The sequence below is a fragment of the Psychrobacter sp. BF1 genome, from assembly GCF_019279065.1.
Lineage (GTDB): Bacteria > Pseudomonadota > Gammaproteobacteria > Pseudomonadales > Moraxellaceae > Psychrobacter > Psychrobacter urativorans.
In genome coordinates, this window is the sequence record NZ_JAGYWV010000002.1 from 386,565 (window position 1) to 402,478 (window position 15,914).

The 15,914-nt window shown below is 41.3% G+C and carries 13 protein-coding genes; 8 read left to right on the forward strand and 5 right to left on the reverse strand.

Annotated elements, in window-relative coordinates; genetic code table 11:
- Positions 1–25: 25 nt before the first annotated feature.
- Positions 26–1,687 carry an energy-dependent translational throttle protein EttA gene (ettA, locus tag KZA12_RS04540; protein WP_201621618.1) on the reverse strand — a complete coding sequence of 554 codons (1,662 nt, stop codon included), beginning with the start codon at positions 1,685–1,687 and terminating at the stop codon, positions 26–28.
- A 535-nt stretch (positions 1,688–2,222) separates the two neighbouring features.
- Between ettA and KZA12_RS04545 the strand changes: the two genes are divergently transcribed.
- The 4 genes from KZA12_RS04545 (at position 2,223) to KZA12_RS04560 (ending at position 6,391) form a co-directional block, all read left to right on the forward strand.
- A complete protein-coding gene (locus KZA12_RS04545) occupies positions 2,223–3,545 on the forward strand; it encodes a flavin reductase family protein (protein WP_256932823.1) in 1,323 nt (440 codons plus the stop codon).
- 275 nt (positions 3,546–3,820) lie between these two features.
- Positions 3,821–5,248, forward strand: coding sequence for an acyl-CoA desaturase (locus KZA12_RS04550; RefSeq protein WP_218689376.1), 1,428 nt, complete (start codon positions 3,821–3,823; stop codon positions 5,246–5,248).
- 201 nt (positions 5,249–5,449) lie between these two features.
- Positions 5,450–5,743 (forward strand): GNAT family N-acetyltransferase, encoded by a 294-nt coding sequence (locus KZA12_RS04555; RefSeq protein WP_218689377.1) that lies wholly within the window; start codon positions 5,450–5,452, stop codon positions 5,741–5,743.
- A gap of 354 nt (positions 5,744–6,097) precedes the next feature.
- The gene (locus tag KZA12_RS04560; RefSeq protein ID WP_218689378.1) at positions 6,098–6,391 is read left to right on the forward strand and encodes a 4a-hydroxytetrahydrobiopterin dehydratase; all 294 of its coding nucleotides are present in this window, start codon (positions 6,098–6,100) and stop codon (positions 6,389–6,391) included.
- Between the two features lie 123 nt (positions 6,392–6,514).
- Here KZA12_RS04560 and KZA12_RS04565 read toward each other — a convergent pair whose 3' ends face one another.
- Positions 6,515–6,670 (reverse strand): DUF1328 domain-containing protein, encoded by a 156-nt coding sequence (locus KZA12_RS04565; protein WP_201621614.1) that lies wholly within the window; start codon positions 6,668–6,670, stop codon positions 6,515–6,517.
- 583 nt (positions 6,671–7,253) lie between these two features.
- Between KZA12_RS04565 and KZA12_RS04570 the strand changes: the two genes are divergently transcribed.
- Positions 7,254–8,606 carry a trans-acting enoyl reductase family protein gene (locus KZA12_RS04570; RefSeq protein ID WP_218689379.1) on the forward strand — a complete coding sequence of 451 codons (1,353 nt, stop codon included), beginning with the start codon at positions 7,254–7,256 and terminating at the stop codon, positions 8,604–8,606.
- 447 nt (positions 8,607–9,053) lie between these two features.
- Positions 9,054–9,518 (forward strand): hypothetical protein, encoded by a 465-nt coding sequence (locus KZA12_RS04575; protein WP_218689380.1) that lies wholly within the window; start codon positions 9,054–9,056, stop codon positions 9,516–9,518.
- A gap of 133 nt (positions 9,519–9,651) precedes the next feature.
- Here the strand turns inward: KZA12_RS04575 and KZA12_RS04580 are convergent, their stop codons facing one another.
- On the reverse strand, positions 9,652–12,234 hold the full coding sequence (locus KZA12_RS04580; protein WP_218689381.1) for a Tex family protein: 2,583 nt from the start codon (positions 12,232–12,234) through the stop codon (positions 9,652–9,654).
- Between the two features lie 357 nt (positions 12,235–12,591).
- Between KZA12_RS04580 and ompR the strand changes: the two genes are divergently transcribed.
- Together ompR and KZA12_RS04590 are read left to right on the forward strand one after the other, a co-directional pair.
- The gene (gene ompR, locus KZA12_RS04585) at positions 12,592–13,350 is read left to right on the forward strand and encodes a two-component system response regulator OmpR (protein WP_227677082.1); all 759 of its coding nucleotides are present in this window, start codon (positions 12,592–12,594) and stop codon (positions 13,348–13,350) included.
- A gap of 24 nt (positions 13,351–13,374) precedes the next feature.
- Entirely contained in the window at positions 13,375–14,532 is a 1,158-nt protein-coding gene (locus KZA12_RS04590) for a GTP-binding protein (protein WP_218689382.1), read from the forward strand.
- Positions 14,533–14,641: 109 nt separating this feature from the next.
- Here KZA12_RS04590 and KZA12_RS04595 read toward each other — a convergent pair whose 3' ends face one another.
- Together KZA12_RS04595 and KZA12_RS04600 are read right to left on the reverse strand one after the other, a co-directional pair.
- Positions 14,642–14,908: a DksA/TraR family C4-type zinc finger protein gene (locus tag KZA12_RS04595; protein WP_201621609.1), complete on the reverse strand. Its 267-nt coding sequence runs from the start codon at positions 14,906–14,908 to the stop codon at positions 14,642–14,644.
- Between the two features lie 133 nt (positions 14,909–15,041).
- Positions 15,042–15,836: a substrate-binding domain-containing protein gene (locus KZA12_RS04600; protein ID WP_218689383.1), complete on the reverse strand. Its 795-nt coding sequence runs from the start codon at positions 15,834–15,836 to the stop codon at positions 15,042–15,044.
- Between the last annotated feature and the right edge of the window lie 78 nt (positions 15,837–15,914).

Here is a 15,914-nt window from a genome sequence, read left to right on the forward strand (position 1 = left end):
GCTATAAGGCTGAAAATTTACTCATTTAGTTAGTAATTTTCTTATATTTTGCACGCTTAGGACCTGCATCATCGCCCATAGTCTTTTTACGATAAGTCTCAAATTCAGAGTAGTTACCATCGAACCAAATTGGCGCTTCATCTTCAAAGGCTAGAATATGCGTAGCAATACGGTCAAGGAACCAGCGATCATGCGATACTACCATGACCGTACCTGGGAACACTTGAATAGCATCCTCAAGCGCACGTAAAGTCTCGATATCCAAATCGTTAGAGGGCTCATCAAGTAATAAAACGTTCGCGCCTTGCTTCAAGGTTTTCGCTAACTGTAGACGGTTACGCTCACCACCAGATAACTGACCAACATGCTTCTGCTGATCTGACCCTTTAAAGTTAAAGCGGCCGATATAAGCACGACTTGGCGTTGTGTAATCGCCAACCGTAATGATATCTAAACCGTCAGAGATTTCTTCCCAAACCGTTTTAGTATCGTCTAGGTTATCACGAACCTGACCGACATAAGCGACGCTAACACTTTCACCTAAATCGACAGAACCCGTATCTGGCTTATCGCGATCAGTAATCATGTTGAATAGCGTGGTTTTACCGGCACCATTAGGACCGATGATACCGACGATAGCACCCGCTGGCACGTTAAAGCTCAAGTCTTTATAAAGCAAACGGTCGCCAAATGATTTGGAGATATTGTTCACTTCGATGACTTTATTACCTAAACGTGGACCTGGTGGAATATAAATCTCAGAGGTCTCATTACGCTTTTGAAACTCTTGTGAGTTTAATTCCTCAAAACGTTGTACCCGAGATTTAGACTTAGCTTGTTGGCCCTTTTGATTCTTACGAATCCACTCAAGCTCTTTTTTCAGCGCTTTAGCAAATGACTCTTCTTGCTTATTCTGCTGCTCTAAACGAGTGTTCTTTTGCTCTAGCCACTCAGTATAGTTACCTTCATACGGATAGCCATGGCCACGATCCAGCTCCAATATCCACTGGGCAACGTTATCTAAGAAATAACGGTCATGGGTAATAGCGACGATAGTACCGCTATAATTCTGCAAGAACTGCTCAAGCCATGCGACTGATTCAGCGTCTAAATGGTTAGTTGGTTCATCTAGGAGTAGCATATCAGGGCGTGACAATAGCAAACGACATAACGCTACACGACGTTTCTCACCACCAGACAGTTTGCTAACGTCGGCATCCCATGGTGGCAGACGTAGAGCGTCGGCGGCTTTTTCTAATTGGTTATTTAAGTTATGGGCATCCCAAGACTGAATGATATCTTCCATCTTGCCTTGTTCTTCAGCAAGCTTATCAAAGTCAGCATCAGGTTCAGCATACTCGGCATAGATAGCATCTAAACGTGCTAGCGCATCTAGAGGTTCACGCATACCATCTTCGACATTACCACGGACATCTTTGCTGTCATCTAACTGCGGTTCTTGTGGTAAATAGCCAATTTTGGTGCCCGTTTGCGCACGTGCTTCACCGCTAAACTCGGTATCTACGCCAGCCATAATGCGTAGCAAAGTTGATTTACCTGAACCATTAATACCTAAGACCCCAATTTTGGCACCAGGGAAAAATGATAGGTTGATGTTTTTTAAAATCTCACGCTTAGGCGGAACAAGTTTTGACACGTTGTTCATCGTGTAAATATATTGAGCCATTAACACTCCGATGGACTGCATAGAAAGGATTAGCGAACGCATTGTTAAAAACAAGGCGACTGCGTTGGCTGCCCCTCAAAATTAGGATTACAAGTTGTCCTTCATTATCGCATTGTGGCGCATAGGCTGCAAGCTGACAGCTAGTTTTCCGGCAGGTTTACTGGCTTTTTACTAAAAAGCTGGTGATTTTTCCCCAATACCTTGTTATTACGAGCTATTTAAAATTATTAGCAGCTAGTTAAAAGTTTATTATCGATATTGACAAGCTATTATGCTTGCTATACTTTTGCCTATATCGCTAAACAATACCCTCAGATGTAGCATAAAATAGCAGCAAAGCTCACGCACTATTAATCAATGCCCTTTACTATTAATGGTTACTATATTAGCTTACCAGAAAACCCCTCTTTAACCGCTATAATCAAAGGTAGCTTTTATGCATTGATTTTTATGCAGTAGTTTTTAAGAAGTGGTTAGTTATATCAGTTATCAATAACTAATGATAAAAGCTTACTTTAATTGTCTAGTTATCATTATGTCATCACAAAAAGGTAGTATATCTATGGCCTCCGGCTATCGTCCTGAAATTATCCAAAGTGCCTTTGTCGATTTTATCGGCTCACGCTTGCAGCCGTTTTGGTCATTGACTGTGCCTAAGTTGCGTTTAGTGGCTAGGCATCAGCTTAGTGAAGAATTGATAGCCTTACAGTTCGAGGTCAATCGTGCTTTTAAGCAACGAGCTTTTGATAGCTATGGCGGTTGGCAGGGGGGCCAATATATCAATTTGACTGTGGTTATCGATGGTATCTATCATCAACGTAGCTATTCGTTAGTAGGTCTACCGCAACAGACTTTATGGTGGTCTGAACTTGGTCATTCTAAGTCTGCTATCAAGAACCTTGGACGCCAGCGCCATACGGTTACTATTGCTCTTAAACCACAAGGCTTAGTGTCAGATTATCTGACCCGACACGCTGCCATTGGTACTATATTTCCTAGTAGCGTACCTAGTGGCAACTTCACTCTACAGCAGACTACTTTAAGCAGTCAGGCTCGCCTATCTGATGACCAACCGATGCTTGCAAAGCTAACTTTTAATAGCCAAACACCGCTGCTACTTATAGCTGGTGGTAGCGGTATTACTCCAATGCTAGGGCTAATCAAACAAGCACTGCAGCATCAGCGCCCAGTGACCTTAGTACATTATAATCGTGGTTCAGTACTAGAGAGCTATTGGCAGCTATTAGCTGCCGAGCATGCTAGTTTTAATTATTATCTAATCAATACTGAAGACCCAGCTAGTTATTTAGGGGATAGCCGTCATCTACAAGCTAATAGCTTATTGGCTCTAAACTTACCCTTACTTGCAACCCAAATATTTGCTTGTGGTGCCCCATCTTTGCTAGCGGGTTTGTATAAGGCAGTAGACGAAATAGACGCAGGCTTAAAGCTATCAGAGGATTTAAATTTATTAGGGGATTTACAGTCAGTCGCAAAGAGTAAGCTGGAGCCAAGGCACTCATTGCGTGACAATCTAATTATAGAACGCTTCGGTACCGACTTAGCGCCACAAGCAGTGGAGGCTATGGGTAAGCAGTCTGATATCCAAACCCATACGGTGTATTTACGCAGCCGACAGCAGCAATTTAGCAGTGACAGCACTTTGTTACTGGCGGCAGAACAAGCAGGTATTCGTTTAAATTATGGCTGCCGGCAAGGTATTTGCCAACTGTGTCGCTGTAATAAGGTCAGCGGAGTAGTCAAAAATATCCAAACAGGCAAACTAAGTGGTGACGGTTATGACTCAATTCAAACCTGCCTTAGCGTGGCGATGAGTGATGTGGTACTAGACCTGTAAACCTTAGTAAGTCGCTAGCATTATTCTCAATCCGTGCTTTTATTGAGTAAAACAGGTATTGGCTAGCATAAAAGCATGCCATTTTGACCGCTGTTATTGATTAGCTCAATTGTATAATTACTACTGAGAAATTAGAAAAACTAACCAAAAATACAGCAAGTTATACTAGATTCAAACAGACTAAAGCCAAGCTGTATTATATGCTGAAGGACATCTGATTTACTCTACTGCTGCTGTCACTGCTAACCATTAGCAGTTTTGGCTGAGGATTGCTAATGCGTCTATTACCGCCTATATCCACCGCACATTCTGCTGTTCCTGTGTTGACTGACCCATTAGCTAGCAGTCATAAAGAGCAGGGTGTTCGCAGCAATAATGTTGTCAAAAAAGATTTCAATGTAGCAGAAGACCAAGCAAAGTTGGCTAAAAGCTCGCTTTATCCTACTGTTACACAAACGCCATTATCAAAAGCGCAAACCGAAGCCTTAGCAGTAGAGTTAAATACTCTTTACAACCAAGTTATGGACTCTTTAGGTGTCAGTGACACGCGCTATATTCAGCGAGTTTACGCAACCGTAGTGTGTAGTGAAATCGCAGCACGTGCTCTACTTGCAATCGCAGGACGTCTAGCAACCAAACGTGCTCAACTGGCGGTATGGCTGTTAGGTACTTCGATGCTTAGCTTTAGCAAAATCTTAAATAATATGGAGCTTGGCCATAATGTTATGCACGGTCAGTATGATTGGATGCAGCATCCGCATCTAAACAGTCAAAAATTCGACTGGGATATTGTCTGCCCTGCTCCTTTATGGCAGCACTCGCATAACTACTTACATCATACTTTTACTAACATAGTGGGCCGTGATCACGACGTTGGCTATCACTTGATTCGAGTAACTGCGGAACAGCTGTGGACACCAGAAGATCGCTACAACCCACTAAAAACTTTGATTCTAGCTTTAGGGTTTGAGTGGGCAGTGGCCTTCCATGACATTCAAATTAGTGTTGATGAATACGCAGACGCTGCAGATAAGCAGCAAATATTACAGCAGAAATCACGCGCTCTGTGGGCTAAAATAGCTCGGCAAGTAGCTAAAGACTATCTAGTATTGCCAGCTACTGTAGGCTTAGCTTTGGGTAGTCGCAGTGCGCTTAGTACGCTAACAGGCAATGCTACTGCTAACATAGTGCGTAACTTATGGACTTGGGCCATTATATTCTGTGGTCATTTCACGGATCAGGCCCATATCTATACTCATCTTGCTGAAAATGAGAGTAAAGGCGACTGGTATGTTAGGCAGATTCTAGGATCAAGTAATATAGAGGGTAGTAAATTATTTCATATTTTATCCGGTAATCTATCACATCAGATTGAGCATCACATCTTCCCAGATATGCCCGCCAATCGTTACGCTAGTATAGTGCCCCAAGTGCAAGCTATCTGCCGTGATTATAATCTGTCTTACAATACTGGTAATTTTGGCAGTCAGTTTAAACAAGTCCTAAAGCGCATTTATCACTTTAGTAAGCCTAGTGTTGATGAACTAGCCGCTTATAATCAAGCACAAACGCTAGCGGATGCGGCTACTGATAAAGTGATGGGAAAACAGCAGCGAATTTCTGACCCAGTCACAGGCTTTAAGAGATATCTGCCGCAAGTAGTACGCCAAGCCTTATTTTATGCTCGCAACATGGACACTTAGTAACTATTTAGCTATCTGCTATTACTTTAAGACACGTTAAGCTACTAGTAACTCAGCTAAGTAAATTTAATAATAGCTTTAACTGCTATGCTTTTTATTACTAGGTTTTTGACTAATAGGCTTTTAACCAATAAGCTATAAACTTGTACTATTTAGACTAGTAGCGAAAAATAAATCCTAATGATAATTACAGGAGTTTTTATGAACCAAGCCTCTACAGACCCCATAGCTATTACTCATAACGAGCAGGCCAAGCGTTTTGAAACTGTAGTAGAGGGGCAAGTTGGTTATATAAGTTATCAGCAGCGCGATGATACTTTAATCTATGATCATACTATCGTGCCACAGTCATTAGGCGGTAAAGGCGTAGGATCTGCTTTAGTGAAGCATGCGCTAAATTATGCCCGTGATAATGATAAAAAAGTGCTTCCACAATGCTCATTTGTGGCCTCATATATCGATAAGCACCCTGAGTATCAAGACCTTGTCAGCTAAGCACAGACAAGTAGAACAAAGGCCTAGCCTTGCTAAGCAACAATTAACTATTAGTAGTACTAGCATTTATTGCTAACTCTGCTACTATTCGAGCTTATGATGACAGCTATAACGGTTTAACCGTTGCAATACCTGCCCATACTTTGCTACCTTTATTACTATATTTTATAGTTTAATCGCTAGATTATAGTAAGAAGCTGCAGAATATAGGTAGGTTTTTTGCACCTTATATACCATAAAATAACTGCTCAGTTACCCTAGATCCAAAGCGCTCAACAACAGCGTTCAGCATCTTAACCAGCCATTGGCCTTACAGTGCCAGCTTACTTTTACCTAATAATAAAGGATATTGCTATGAGTAGTTTATCTAATCAACAAGTCGACTTGCAGCTAGAAGATTTGTCCGGCTGGCAACGTGACGGTAATAGTATTGTTAAGACTTACAACTTTAGTGATTTTATTGAAGCTATGAGTTTTATGAATCAAGCGGCTTTTTATGCAGAAGCATTGGAGCATCATCCTGAATGGCATAATACTTATAACGTAGTTGATGTACGTTTGACTACTCACGATACTGGTGGTATTACTAGTCTTGATATCCGTTTGGCCAAACGCATGGAATATATTATTCAGCCTAAACGTCTGTAACTACTTTTAGCTATATTAATTATTTAGTAGCCCAGTAATACTCATCTTGATTAAACACAAAAAATTAAACGCAAAAAAAAGTCCTCAATTGAGGGCTTTTTTCTTTTTGTCAATTACTGCCGATTACACTTTGCGACCAATAAAGGCCACGATGAACAGAATTACGGCAACAACTAAGAAGATATAAGCCAAGTTAGATGATAAACCGGCAACTCCACCGAAGCCTAACAAACTTGCTATCAGTGCGATGACTGCAAAAATAATAGCCCAACGAAACATAATCGTTCTCCTCATATAAAACGCAAAAGATAAACATCAACACAGCTCTCAAATAGCTAAAAATTCACTACTATCCGTTTTCTAATTAGCTATTTATTCAAATATACTTAACGGCATTTAGAAAACTACTATGTTTAATGCTCAATATTGTTATTAACTTTGTTGTTATTAACTTAACAGAAGAGTAGCAACATTTATTAGCTTAATACGTTCATTTTGGTATTCTTCACGCTATATTGTGTAACCTGTGTAGCGATAATGCCATATTTGTAGCAAATATATCACATTAAGTGATTTTACTTGGTTTTTAGGAGATTATATGTCTACATATTTTTGCTTAACTAGTTTTATTCACTAAATACCATTCAATCAGTCTAGGCAGTGATGCTTGTAGAACGATTAATACAAAATCTTAGTTATGAAGCTATTTAATTAATCGTCTATAGCAACGATTACAAGCCACAGTTACAGTAGCACTCAGCTATAAAAATCATTATAACCACCTGCATTTATAAAGTGCTGTCATCGACATTTTATGGTTATTTTAAATAAGCCTTCTAATTAGTTGTAAAGGGAAATAATTATGAACCATGATACTGATTCTAGCCAAGATACTGCAAATCAGTCTACCCAGCAGACTGAGGCAGCGTCTAACACTGCACAGCGCGCTTATTCTATTGTCCTCTATGGCGCTACTAGCTTTGTTGGACAAATCACCGCTCATTACTTAACAAAATTTATAACTGAGCAGCAAGCTGATAACGCCAATCAATCAAAGCCGATCTCTTGGGCGTTAGCTGGACGTGATCAGCAAAAGCTAGAAACTCTACAGACTGAAATCAATAGATTGCAGCAAGCCCAAGGCACCAAAATTGATAAGGTCGATATAATCATGGCTAACAGTGACGACCAAGCTAGCCTTGACGCTATGACTAAACAGACACAAGTGGTTATCTCAACAGTCGGTCCTTATCTAAAATACGGCGAACCCCTAATCAAATCTTGCGCTGAAAATGGTACTGATTATGTTGATCTCACTGGCGAAGCTATCTTTATCAAAGATATGTTAGATAAGTATCAACAGACAGCCAAGCAAAGTGGCGCGCGCATCATCAATTCTTGTGGCTTTGATTCTATACCTTCTGATTTAGGCGTCTACTTCACTCAGCAGCATGCTGAAGCTAAATTTGGTCAAGCTTGTCAAAGCATCAATATGCGGGTAAAAGCAGCTAAAGGTGGCTTATCTGGTGGTACTATTGCCTCTATGGCCACTATCTTTGAAGAGGTAGGCCAAGATAAAGCGCGTCGTAAACAAGTTGCTAACCCTTACCTATTGAACGATGACAAAGATGCGCCTAGTGTACGCCAAGACAATGTTGGCAAGCCTGAATACGATAGCGAGCATAAACGCTGGCTAGCTCCTTTTGTGATGGCCAGTATCAATACTCGTATCGTTCATCGTAGTAACCAGCTGTTAAGCTATCAGTATGGGCATGACTTTAAATACGATGAAGCTATGTGGATGCAAGATGGTATCAAAGGTAAATTGATGAGTTATGGTTTAAGCGCCGGTTTATTAGGATTTGCGACAGCTATGATGTTTAAGCCAAGTCGTGAGTTGCTATCGAAGCATGTATTACCTAAATCAGGCTCAGGTCCTTCTAAATCAGAACAAGATGAAGGCTTTTTTGATCTTAGGTTTTTTGGAAAAACCTCTAACAGCGATACTATTAGCACTAAAGTAACTGGTGACCGAGATCCTGGCTACGGCAGTACTTCACGCATGCTAGCGCAATCGGCTTTATGCTTAGCGCAAGATATCAGTAAACAAGAAGTGGAAGGTGGCTTTTGGACACCTGCTTCAGCAATGGGCGACAAGTTACTTGAGCGTTTAGAGAAACATGCGGGTTTAAGCTTTGATGTGATTGATAGCTAAACCTATAGCTCAAAAACCTGTATAGGAACTAGTGATTAGTAGCCTTAAAATAACCGCATTTTGCTCACAAGATGCGGTTTTTATCTAACAATAACACTACAATAATTGCACGATATCACTTATTAGTAGGAGCCTGTTAGATTTTACATCGATGTACCACTGAATGGTTGGTATTTAAATTGTTATTATTGCGCCTAGTGTTTACGCTGTTTTTTATATTTATAGACAACGTTGTGTACTGACCAATATTTTTATACCAATCAGTCATGATAGTCACCAATTGATTATCATGATTTTATTTTCTCTATAGGTTATATATTAGTTATTTTAAATATATATATTCTGTATTCTAAATAGAAATTCGTTATATTAAGCCGTACTTAATTAGAGTTGTTTGTACGACTATTCTAACTGACATTATAAAATTATAAATTGAGGATTAAATAAATGAAAAACCATAACCTAACTTTATCATTATTGATTGGCGCTGCACTTACTATCCCAACATTGGCAATGGCAGCTCCAGCTAATACTAAAGCCGCTAACAAGACAACGGCCACCGCTGAGATGGCTGTTGCCAGCACAGACAATCAGAACGATGCAAATACTTCTAAAACCAGTAAAATCGCTCCACTTACTATTAGCGAAACTAAAACTGTTTCACGTGCACGTGCCAATAGTACTGATGGTCAACAGCCCATGACTACTGAGATAAAAGCGCCAAACGGTCAACAGCCGATGACTACAGAGATAAAAGCACCGAACGGTCAGCAACCGATGACTACGGAAATAAAAGCACCAGCAGAAGCTCTACAAAATTCAGAATTACAAACCACTGAAATAATATCTGAAGATCCTGTGCTAGAGGCACCGGAAGACTTAGCAGAAGCTTCAGAAGAAGACGATTTATAAATCAACACCTAGTCAACTTTGCTAACGCAATTATTGCTTGGTCTAGCGTTAGCAAAAAATAAAATTGATAGAGTTGAGAACATAAAAAAAGGCAGCCCTCAGGCTGCCTTTTTTATACTTTAATAAACCCTAATTACTTTTTAGCTTTAGTCACACCAGCTTCTTGTAGCAAGGCACCAAAAGTACCCATCTTGCTAGGAGCTTCTGCTTTACTAGGCTTGCTGCTGCTAGGATTAGCGCTACTAGTGTTAGTGGTACTACGCTTATCATTTCGATCAGTACGTGGCCCACGTGGTTTTGCAGAGCGCTTATCGTCAGACGCTGGACGTTTGGCTTGTGGACGGCTAGTTTTACGCTCAGCACTGCTATTAGCGTTTTGAGTGCTGTCATTAGCACCTTTGCTATCAGTATTAGCTGAGGCCTTATTAGCGTTGCGAGCTGGTTTTTCAGCTTCAGGTTTCATACTAAAACCGATACGGCCACGCTTTTCGTCAATAGAGATCACCCGAACAGAGATAATATCGCCTGGCTTCACTCGGTTCATAGGGTCAGCAACAAAGTCATTAGCCATCTGAGAGATATGCACTAAGCCATCTTGATGAACACCGACATCGACGAAGCAACCAAATGCTGTAACGTTAGTAACTACGCCTTCAAGCGTCATGCCTTCAGACAAATCCTTGATACTGTTGACGTCATCACGGAAAGTGGCCGTTTTAAACTCAGGACGTGGATCACGGGCAGGTTTTGCCAACTCTTGGATAATAGCGCTAATACTGATGTTGTCATCATTAGCAGCAATAGCCGTGATGTCAATACTATTTAGCACACCGTCATTACCAATAATATCCGCTAAATCTTTACCAGTTTGACTCAATAATGCCGCTACTAACTGATAGCTTTCTGGATGTACACCAGTCGCATCTAGAGGATTAGTACCGTCATTGATACGCAAGAATCCTGCCGCTTGTTCAAAAGTCTTCGTACCTAAACGTGGTACATTTTTTAGATCTTCACGACTGGCAAAAGCGCCATGTTCAGAGCGATAAGTAACGATCTGCTGCGCAACATTCTTATTCAAACCAGCAATATGAGTCAAGATTGCAGGACTAGCCGTATTAACGTCAACCCCAACCGCGTTCACGCTATCTTGAGTAACTTTATCAAGACTATCGGCAAGCTGGTTTTGGTTAACGTCATGCTGATATTGACCGACACCAATAGCTTTTGGATCGACTTTTACTAACTCAGATAAAGGGTCTTGCAAGCGACGAGCGATTGAAACTGCGCCACGCACTGATACATCTAAGTTGGCCAACTCATCACTAGCCAGCTCACTGGCTGAATAAACCGAAGCACCTGACTCATTGACGATGACCGCTTTGGCATGTAACGCCTCATTAGCGGCTAGGATCTCTTTAATCATAGCGTCGGTTTCGCGACTCGCTGTACCATTACCAATAGCTACTAAGTCAACATTATAAGTAGCCAATAGCTTATCAATAACAGTTTTGGCTTCATCCATCTTATTATCAGGAGCAAAAGGATAAACCGTGGCAATCACTGGCTTGTCACTACTATCCAACATCACGTGACCTTGGCTATCAATAATAGCCATTTTGACCCCATGACGAATACCGGGATCGACCCCTAAGATAACTTTGCGACCCGCTGGAGCTGACATCAATAAATGCTGTAGGTTACTAGCGAAAACTTCAATAGCATCGGCTTCTGCATTTAGACGCTTTTCAGTCAATAAGCGATGTTCAATATGCGGACGCCATTTTTCTTTCCACAAGCTATTAGCGGCTTCTACTAGAAACTGGTGACGGGCTGCTGGAGCTTTACCATCAATCTCAAAATGCTTAATTATTTTATCAATAAAAGGTGCATCTTCGCCTTCTATTTTTAGACCTAAGACGTTTTCTTGGCGACCGCGTAGCATAGCTAATAGGCGATGATTAGGCAGGCGTGCAAGGCTCTCACTATGCTCAAAGTAGTCTTTGAACTTTTCACCTACTTCACGCTTATCATCACTAGCAACGGCTGATACGATACTAGCTGTCTTGGCAAAGCCATTACGTAAGCTATCCAATAAGCCTAATTCTTGCGTCCATTCATCAACGATGATGGCTTGTACCCCTGCCAACTGCTTATCTAAGTCTGCAAAATCAACTTCAATCTCGTTACCACTGTCATCAGTGATAGTAGCTGGTGCTTGATAATCCGCTAACGCATCTTCTGGAGTAATCTCTGTGGCTAATACTGCTTGAGCTGCGTTATCTAAACCGGCAGCACGTGCTTTAGCAGCTGGTGAGCGGCGACGTGGACGGTAGGGTAAGTAGATATCCTCTAGCTCTAGCTTAGAAGTGGCATTATCGATACGCTTTTGCAGCTCATCGGTAAGATTACCTTGAGTGCTGAGTAACTCAGTAATCTTCAGTCGGCGCGTGGCCATGTCACGTTCATAATTGAGTGACTTCTCTAGCGCACGTAGCTGCACATCATCGAGATTTTGAGTTTTCTCTTTGCGATAGCGAGCAATGAAGGGAACGGTGTCCCCTTCATCATAAAGTTTGACAAACGCTTTAACTTGAGCAGTCTTAATGCCAAGCGCGCGAGCAAGCTTGTCGTGAATATTCGCGTGTGTGGTTGCATCTAAGCCCTGTGCATTTGTCGGGGCTAGTGATGACGTTAAGGTATCAGTGCTACTCATATACATATCAATCGTTAAGAAATGGTGTTTGGCATTATAGCAAAAGCTGCATAAATAAAAATTCTTTTTATTTTTTCGTTGCTTATAAGTATTTTTAGGGGATAAAAGGCAATATAGTAGTTGTTATCTGTGTTTGTTAAACAAACGCATACAGCATTTGTGCCTAATAGTGATGCAATTGACGGTGCAATCTTATACACTAAAGCAGGAATACTATAAACACCAGTCAATGACTGGCAATTTCTTAAGATTTATTGGCAAAATTTAATATTTGAGTTTATGGGTTTTCAATTACCAACAATTAACTACCAATCAGCAAGTCTTTAACAATAATAACGCTCAATAAAGGATCTATTCATGACTGAAAATAAAAGTTCCGATACTATGACTCAGCGCATTTTGGTCGTCGATGATGACGCTCGTTTACGCTCTTTGCTACAACGCTTCCTAGAAGATGATGGCTTTGTAGTCCGTACCGCGCATGATGGCAGTCAAATGGACAAATTGATGCAGCGTGAACTTTTTTCATTGGTGGTATTAGATCTAATGCTACCGGGCGAGGATGGGATTACCATCTGTAAGCGCTTACGTGAAGATAACGGCGATATCCCGATTATTATGTTGACTGCTAAAGGTGGTGATGCTGATCGTATTGCTGGTTTAGAAGCGGGCGCTGATGATTATCTACCAAAGCCTTTTAACCCTAAAGAGTTGCTGGCCCGTATCAAAGCGGTATTGCGCCGTCAAAATCGTGAACTGCCAGGCGCGCCTAGCTATCAGTTAGAAGTGGTCGAATTCGGTCCATGGACGCTAGATCTATCTACTCGTACTCTAAAGCGTGATGGCAATGTAGTGACTTTGACTACTGGTGAGTTTTCAGTGCTAAAAGCCTTAGTGCAGCATCCACGTGAGCCGTTGACTCGTGATAAGCTGATGAATCTAGCTCGCGGCCGTGAATGGGGTGCTATGGAACGCTCTATCGATGTACAAGTTTCGCGTCTACGTCGCCTGATTGAGGATAATCCCTCACAAGCCCGTTATATTCAAACAGTTTGGGGCGTGGGCTATGTATTCGTTCCTGACGAGGCTGAGCCAGAAGCCACTAAAACTGAATAACTTTAGTTTAGTAGTGCCGTGCCTATGAGCAAACTATCTATCCTACAAAATATACCCTGTACTCTAGTGACAGGGTTTTTGGGTTCTGGGAAGACTACAGTTATCAACCAGCTATTAAACTTTAAGCCACTTAATGAGCGTTGGGCCTTACTGATCAACGAGTTTGGACGTATTGGTATTGATGGGGCGTTATTGGCAAACGCAAAAAGTCAGGATAAAGCTAAAAGCGATATTGCTATTAGTGAGGTCAGCGGTGGTTGTATTTGCTGCACTAGTCAATTGCCTTTGCAGGTTGCCTTGAGCCGTCTATTAACTGAGCAGCATCCCCAGCGTCTTATTATTGAGCCCACTGGACTTGCCCATCCTCGCCAGTTGCTGCGTCAATTAAATGATCCGCACTGGCAAACAGCGCTATCTATGCAAGCGGTGGTTACGGTATTCAATGCGCTCCAATGGCAACAACCTAAATATCGTAGTCATACTGGCTATCAAGCGCACGTTGCAGCCGCTGATGTGTTAGTTATTAATCGCTACCAGCAATTAAATAAAGCTGAGCTATTAGCGCTTAAAGCATGGATTAGCACCCTCAATACTCATAGCCAAATAATTTGGGCTAAACCGGCATCTCAGGATAAAATTGATAGTATTGACCCAAACATTAGTGACTCTAAAACTAGCGTTGATTTTGACCGTTACTTATCAGAGTTGATAGTGCCATTAACACAGCCAAGCGTTGTTATAAATAAATCAGCTACTGCTAATCAAAACTCAACTCGCATAAACTCAAGTGTCATAAACCCTGGCGTAGTTAAAAGCTCTAGTAACCATGTCCGCAAAGTTGTAGCTGATCAGCCACCTTATTACTATCATGATCAGCGGCAGGATATGCTTGTAGGCGGTTGGCGCTTGCCTGCAGCTTCGATATTCGACTTTGCTAAGCTCAAGCTATGGTTATTACAATTGCCTAACTGGCAGCGTATTAAAGGGCTTATAAATACTACTGAAGGTTGGCTACAACTCAACTTTACTCCTGACAGTCTAACTATCGAAACTAGTGATGCCCAGCTGGATAATCGTTTAGAGATTATTTTAGCAGCTGATACTGACTCAACTCAGGATAAAATCGAGCAACGTGAAATTTGGGATAGTTGGAATAGTCAATTAATGGCCCTAGTAGTCTAATCCGTTAGTAATCTCAGCCGTTATTGAAGAAAACTAGAGTATAAAAAAGCCAATGTTGCTATCTATTATCGATAGCCGCATTGGCTTTTTTATAAGGATTAAGCAGCTATTAGCGCAGCTGGCTGTCCTTACTACCGCGTCGGTTGAATAGCTCGGCAGCTCTAGCCTCTTTCTCAAGCTCCGTCTGACAACCAATACAATGCTGCACGCCCGCTACTGCTATTCGACGTGCTTCTGGAATAGGGTTACCGCATTCGTCACAGAACTCAGCACTCTCCCCTTTTGGTAATGAGCTACGTACTCGATCTAGTGCATCATTAACCGTAGCATCCATTTGCTCGTGCTCAGCTCCGTCTCTTGACCATCCACCTGCCATAATTTTATCCTTTGTTATTTATTCTATAGCTATATATCAAAATTAATGTGTTTTATAACAACTAGATGGGGTTAGATAACTTCAATTCAATAGTCAGAATCTTAACTTAACACTGATAATTATATTCGTTTATTTAACGTTGCCAGCCTTCAGTTTTCATGATTTTTTGGGCTTTTTCGGTGATCAGAAAGTCAAGGAAATCTTGTGTTTCAGGATCAGCTTTTGGCGACACTACCATGTTGAGATCACGCCAGATCACTCTATCTTTATCTATGTAAACCATATCCATATCTTTAGCATTGCTAATAGGCCAATTGGGCCAAGTTAACCAAGCATCTGCCTTGGTTTCTTTAAATGCTTTAAAGCCGGCGCCAGAACCTAACGTATACCCTACAATATTCTTTCGAAAACCAGCGATGTCACTTAACTTGCCTTTGCGACCTGCAACATCTTCCCAAGTTCCCGTTCCAGAGGTATTGTATATACCTTTACCGTCAGTGACGATTATTGTGACGTCTTTTTTTAACAAGTCATCAAATCCACGTATATTTTTGGGATTGCCCTTTTGTACGGCTATGACCGTGGGACTAATATATATAGGAATAGCTTTGTCATGATCAAAAGTTTTATAGGTTTCAAGAAAAGCGGTCATGGCTTGCTCAGAAGTTCCCCACAGAGCGTCAGCATCAGCTTGTGCAGCAGCAGACCAACGACTCTCAGGACCTGCAATTAGCTCAACTTTGGTTGCACTTTGCTTTTCCCATAAGTCGGCAACTTTTCTCAAAGCAGTATGGGGTCCGCCTGCACCATATATTTTAATGACACCGTCCTTAGGTTTGTGTTCTATGGAGGAATCAAAAAGTACTGTTTGGGCAAAAGCTGAAGTACACCCTAGTAGCAGAACAGCAACGGAGATAATTTTTTTCATGGGGGTTACCCTTAATTAGGATTATTAATAGTTTCGACTAAAAATCAACATAACATTCCGCTAAGCTGTAATGACTAG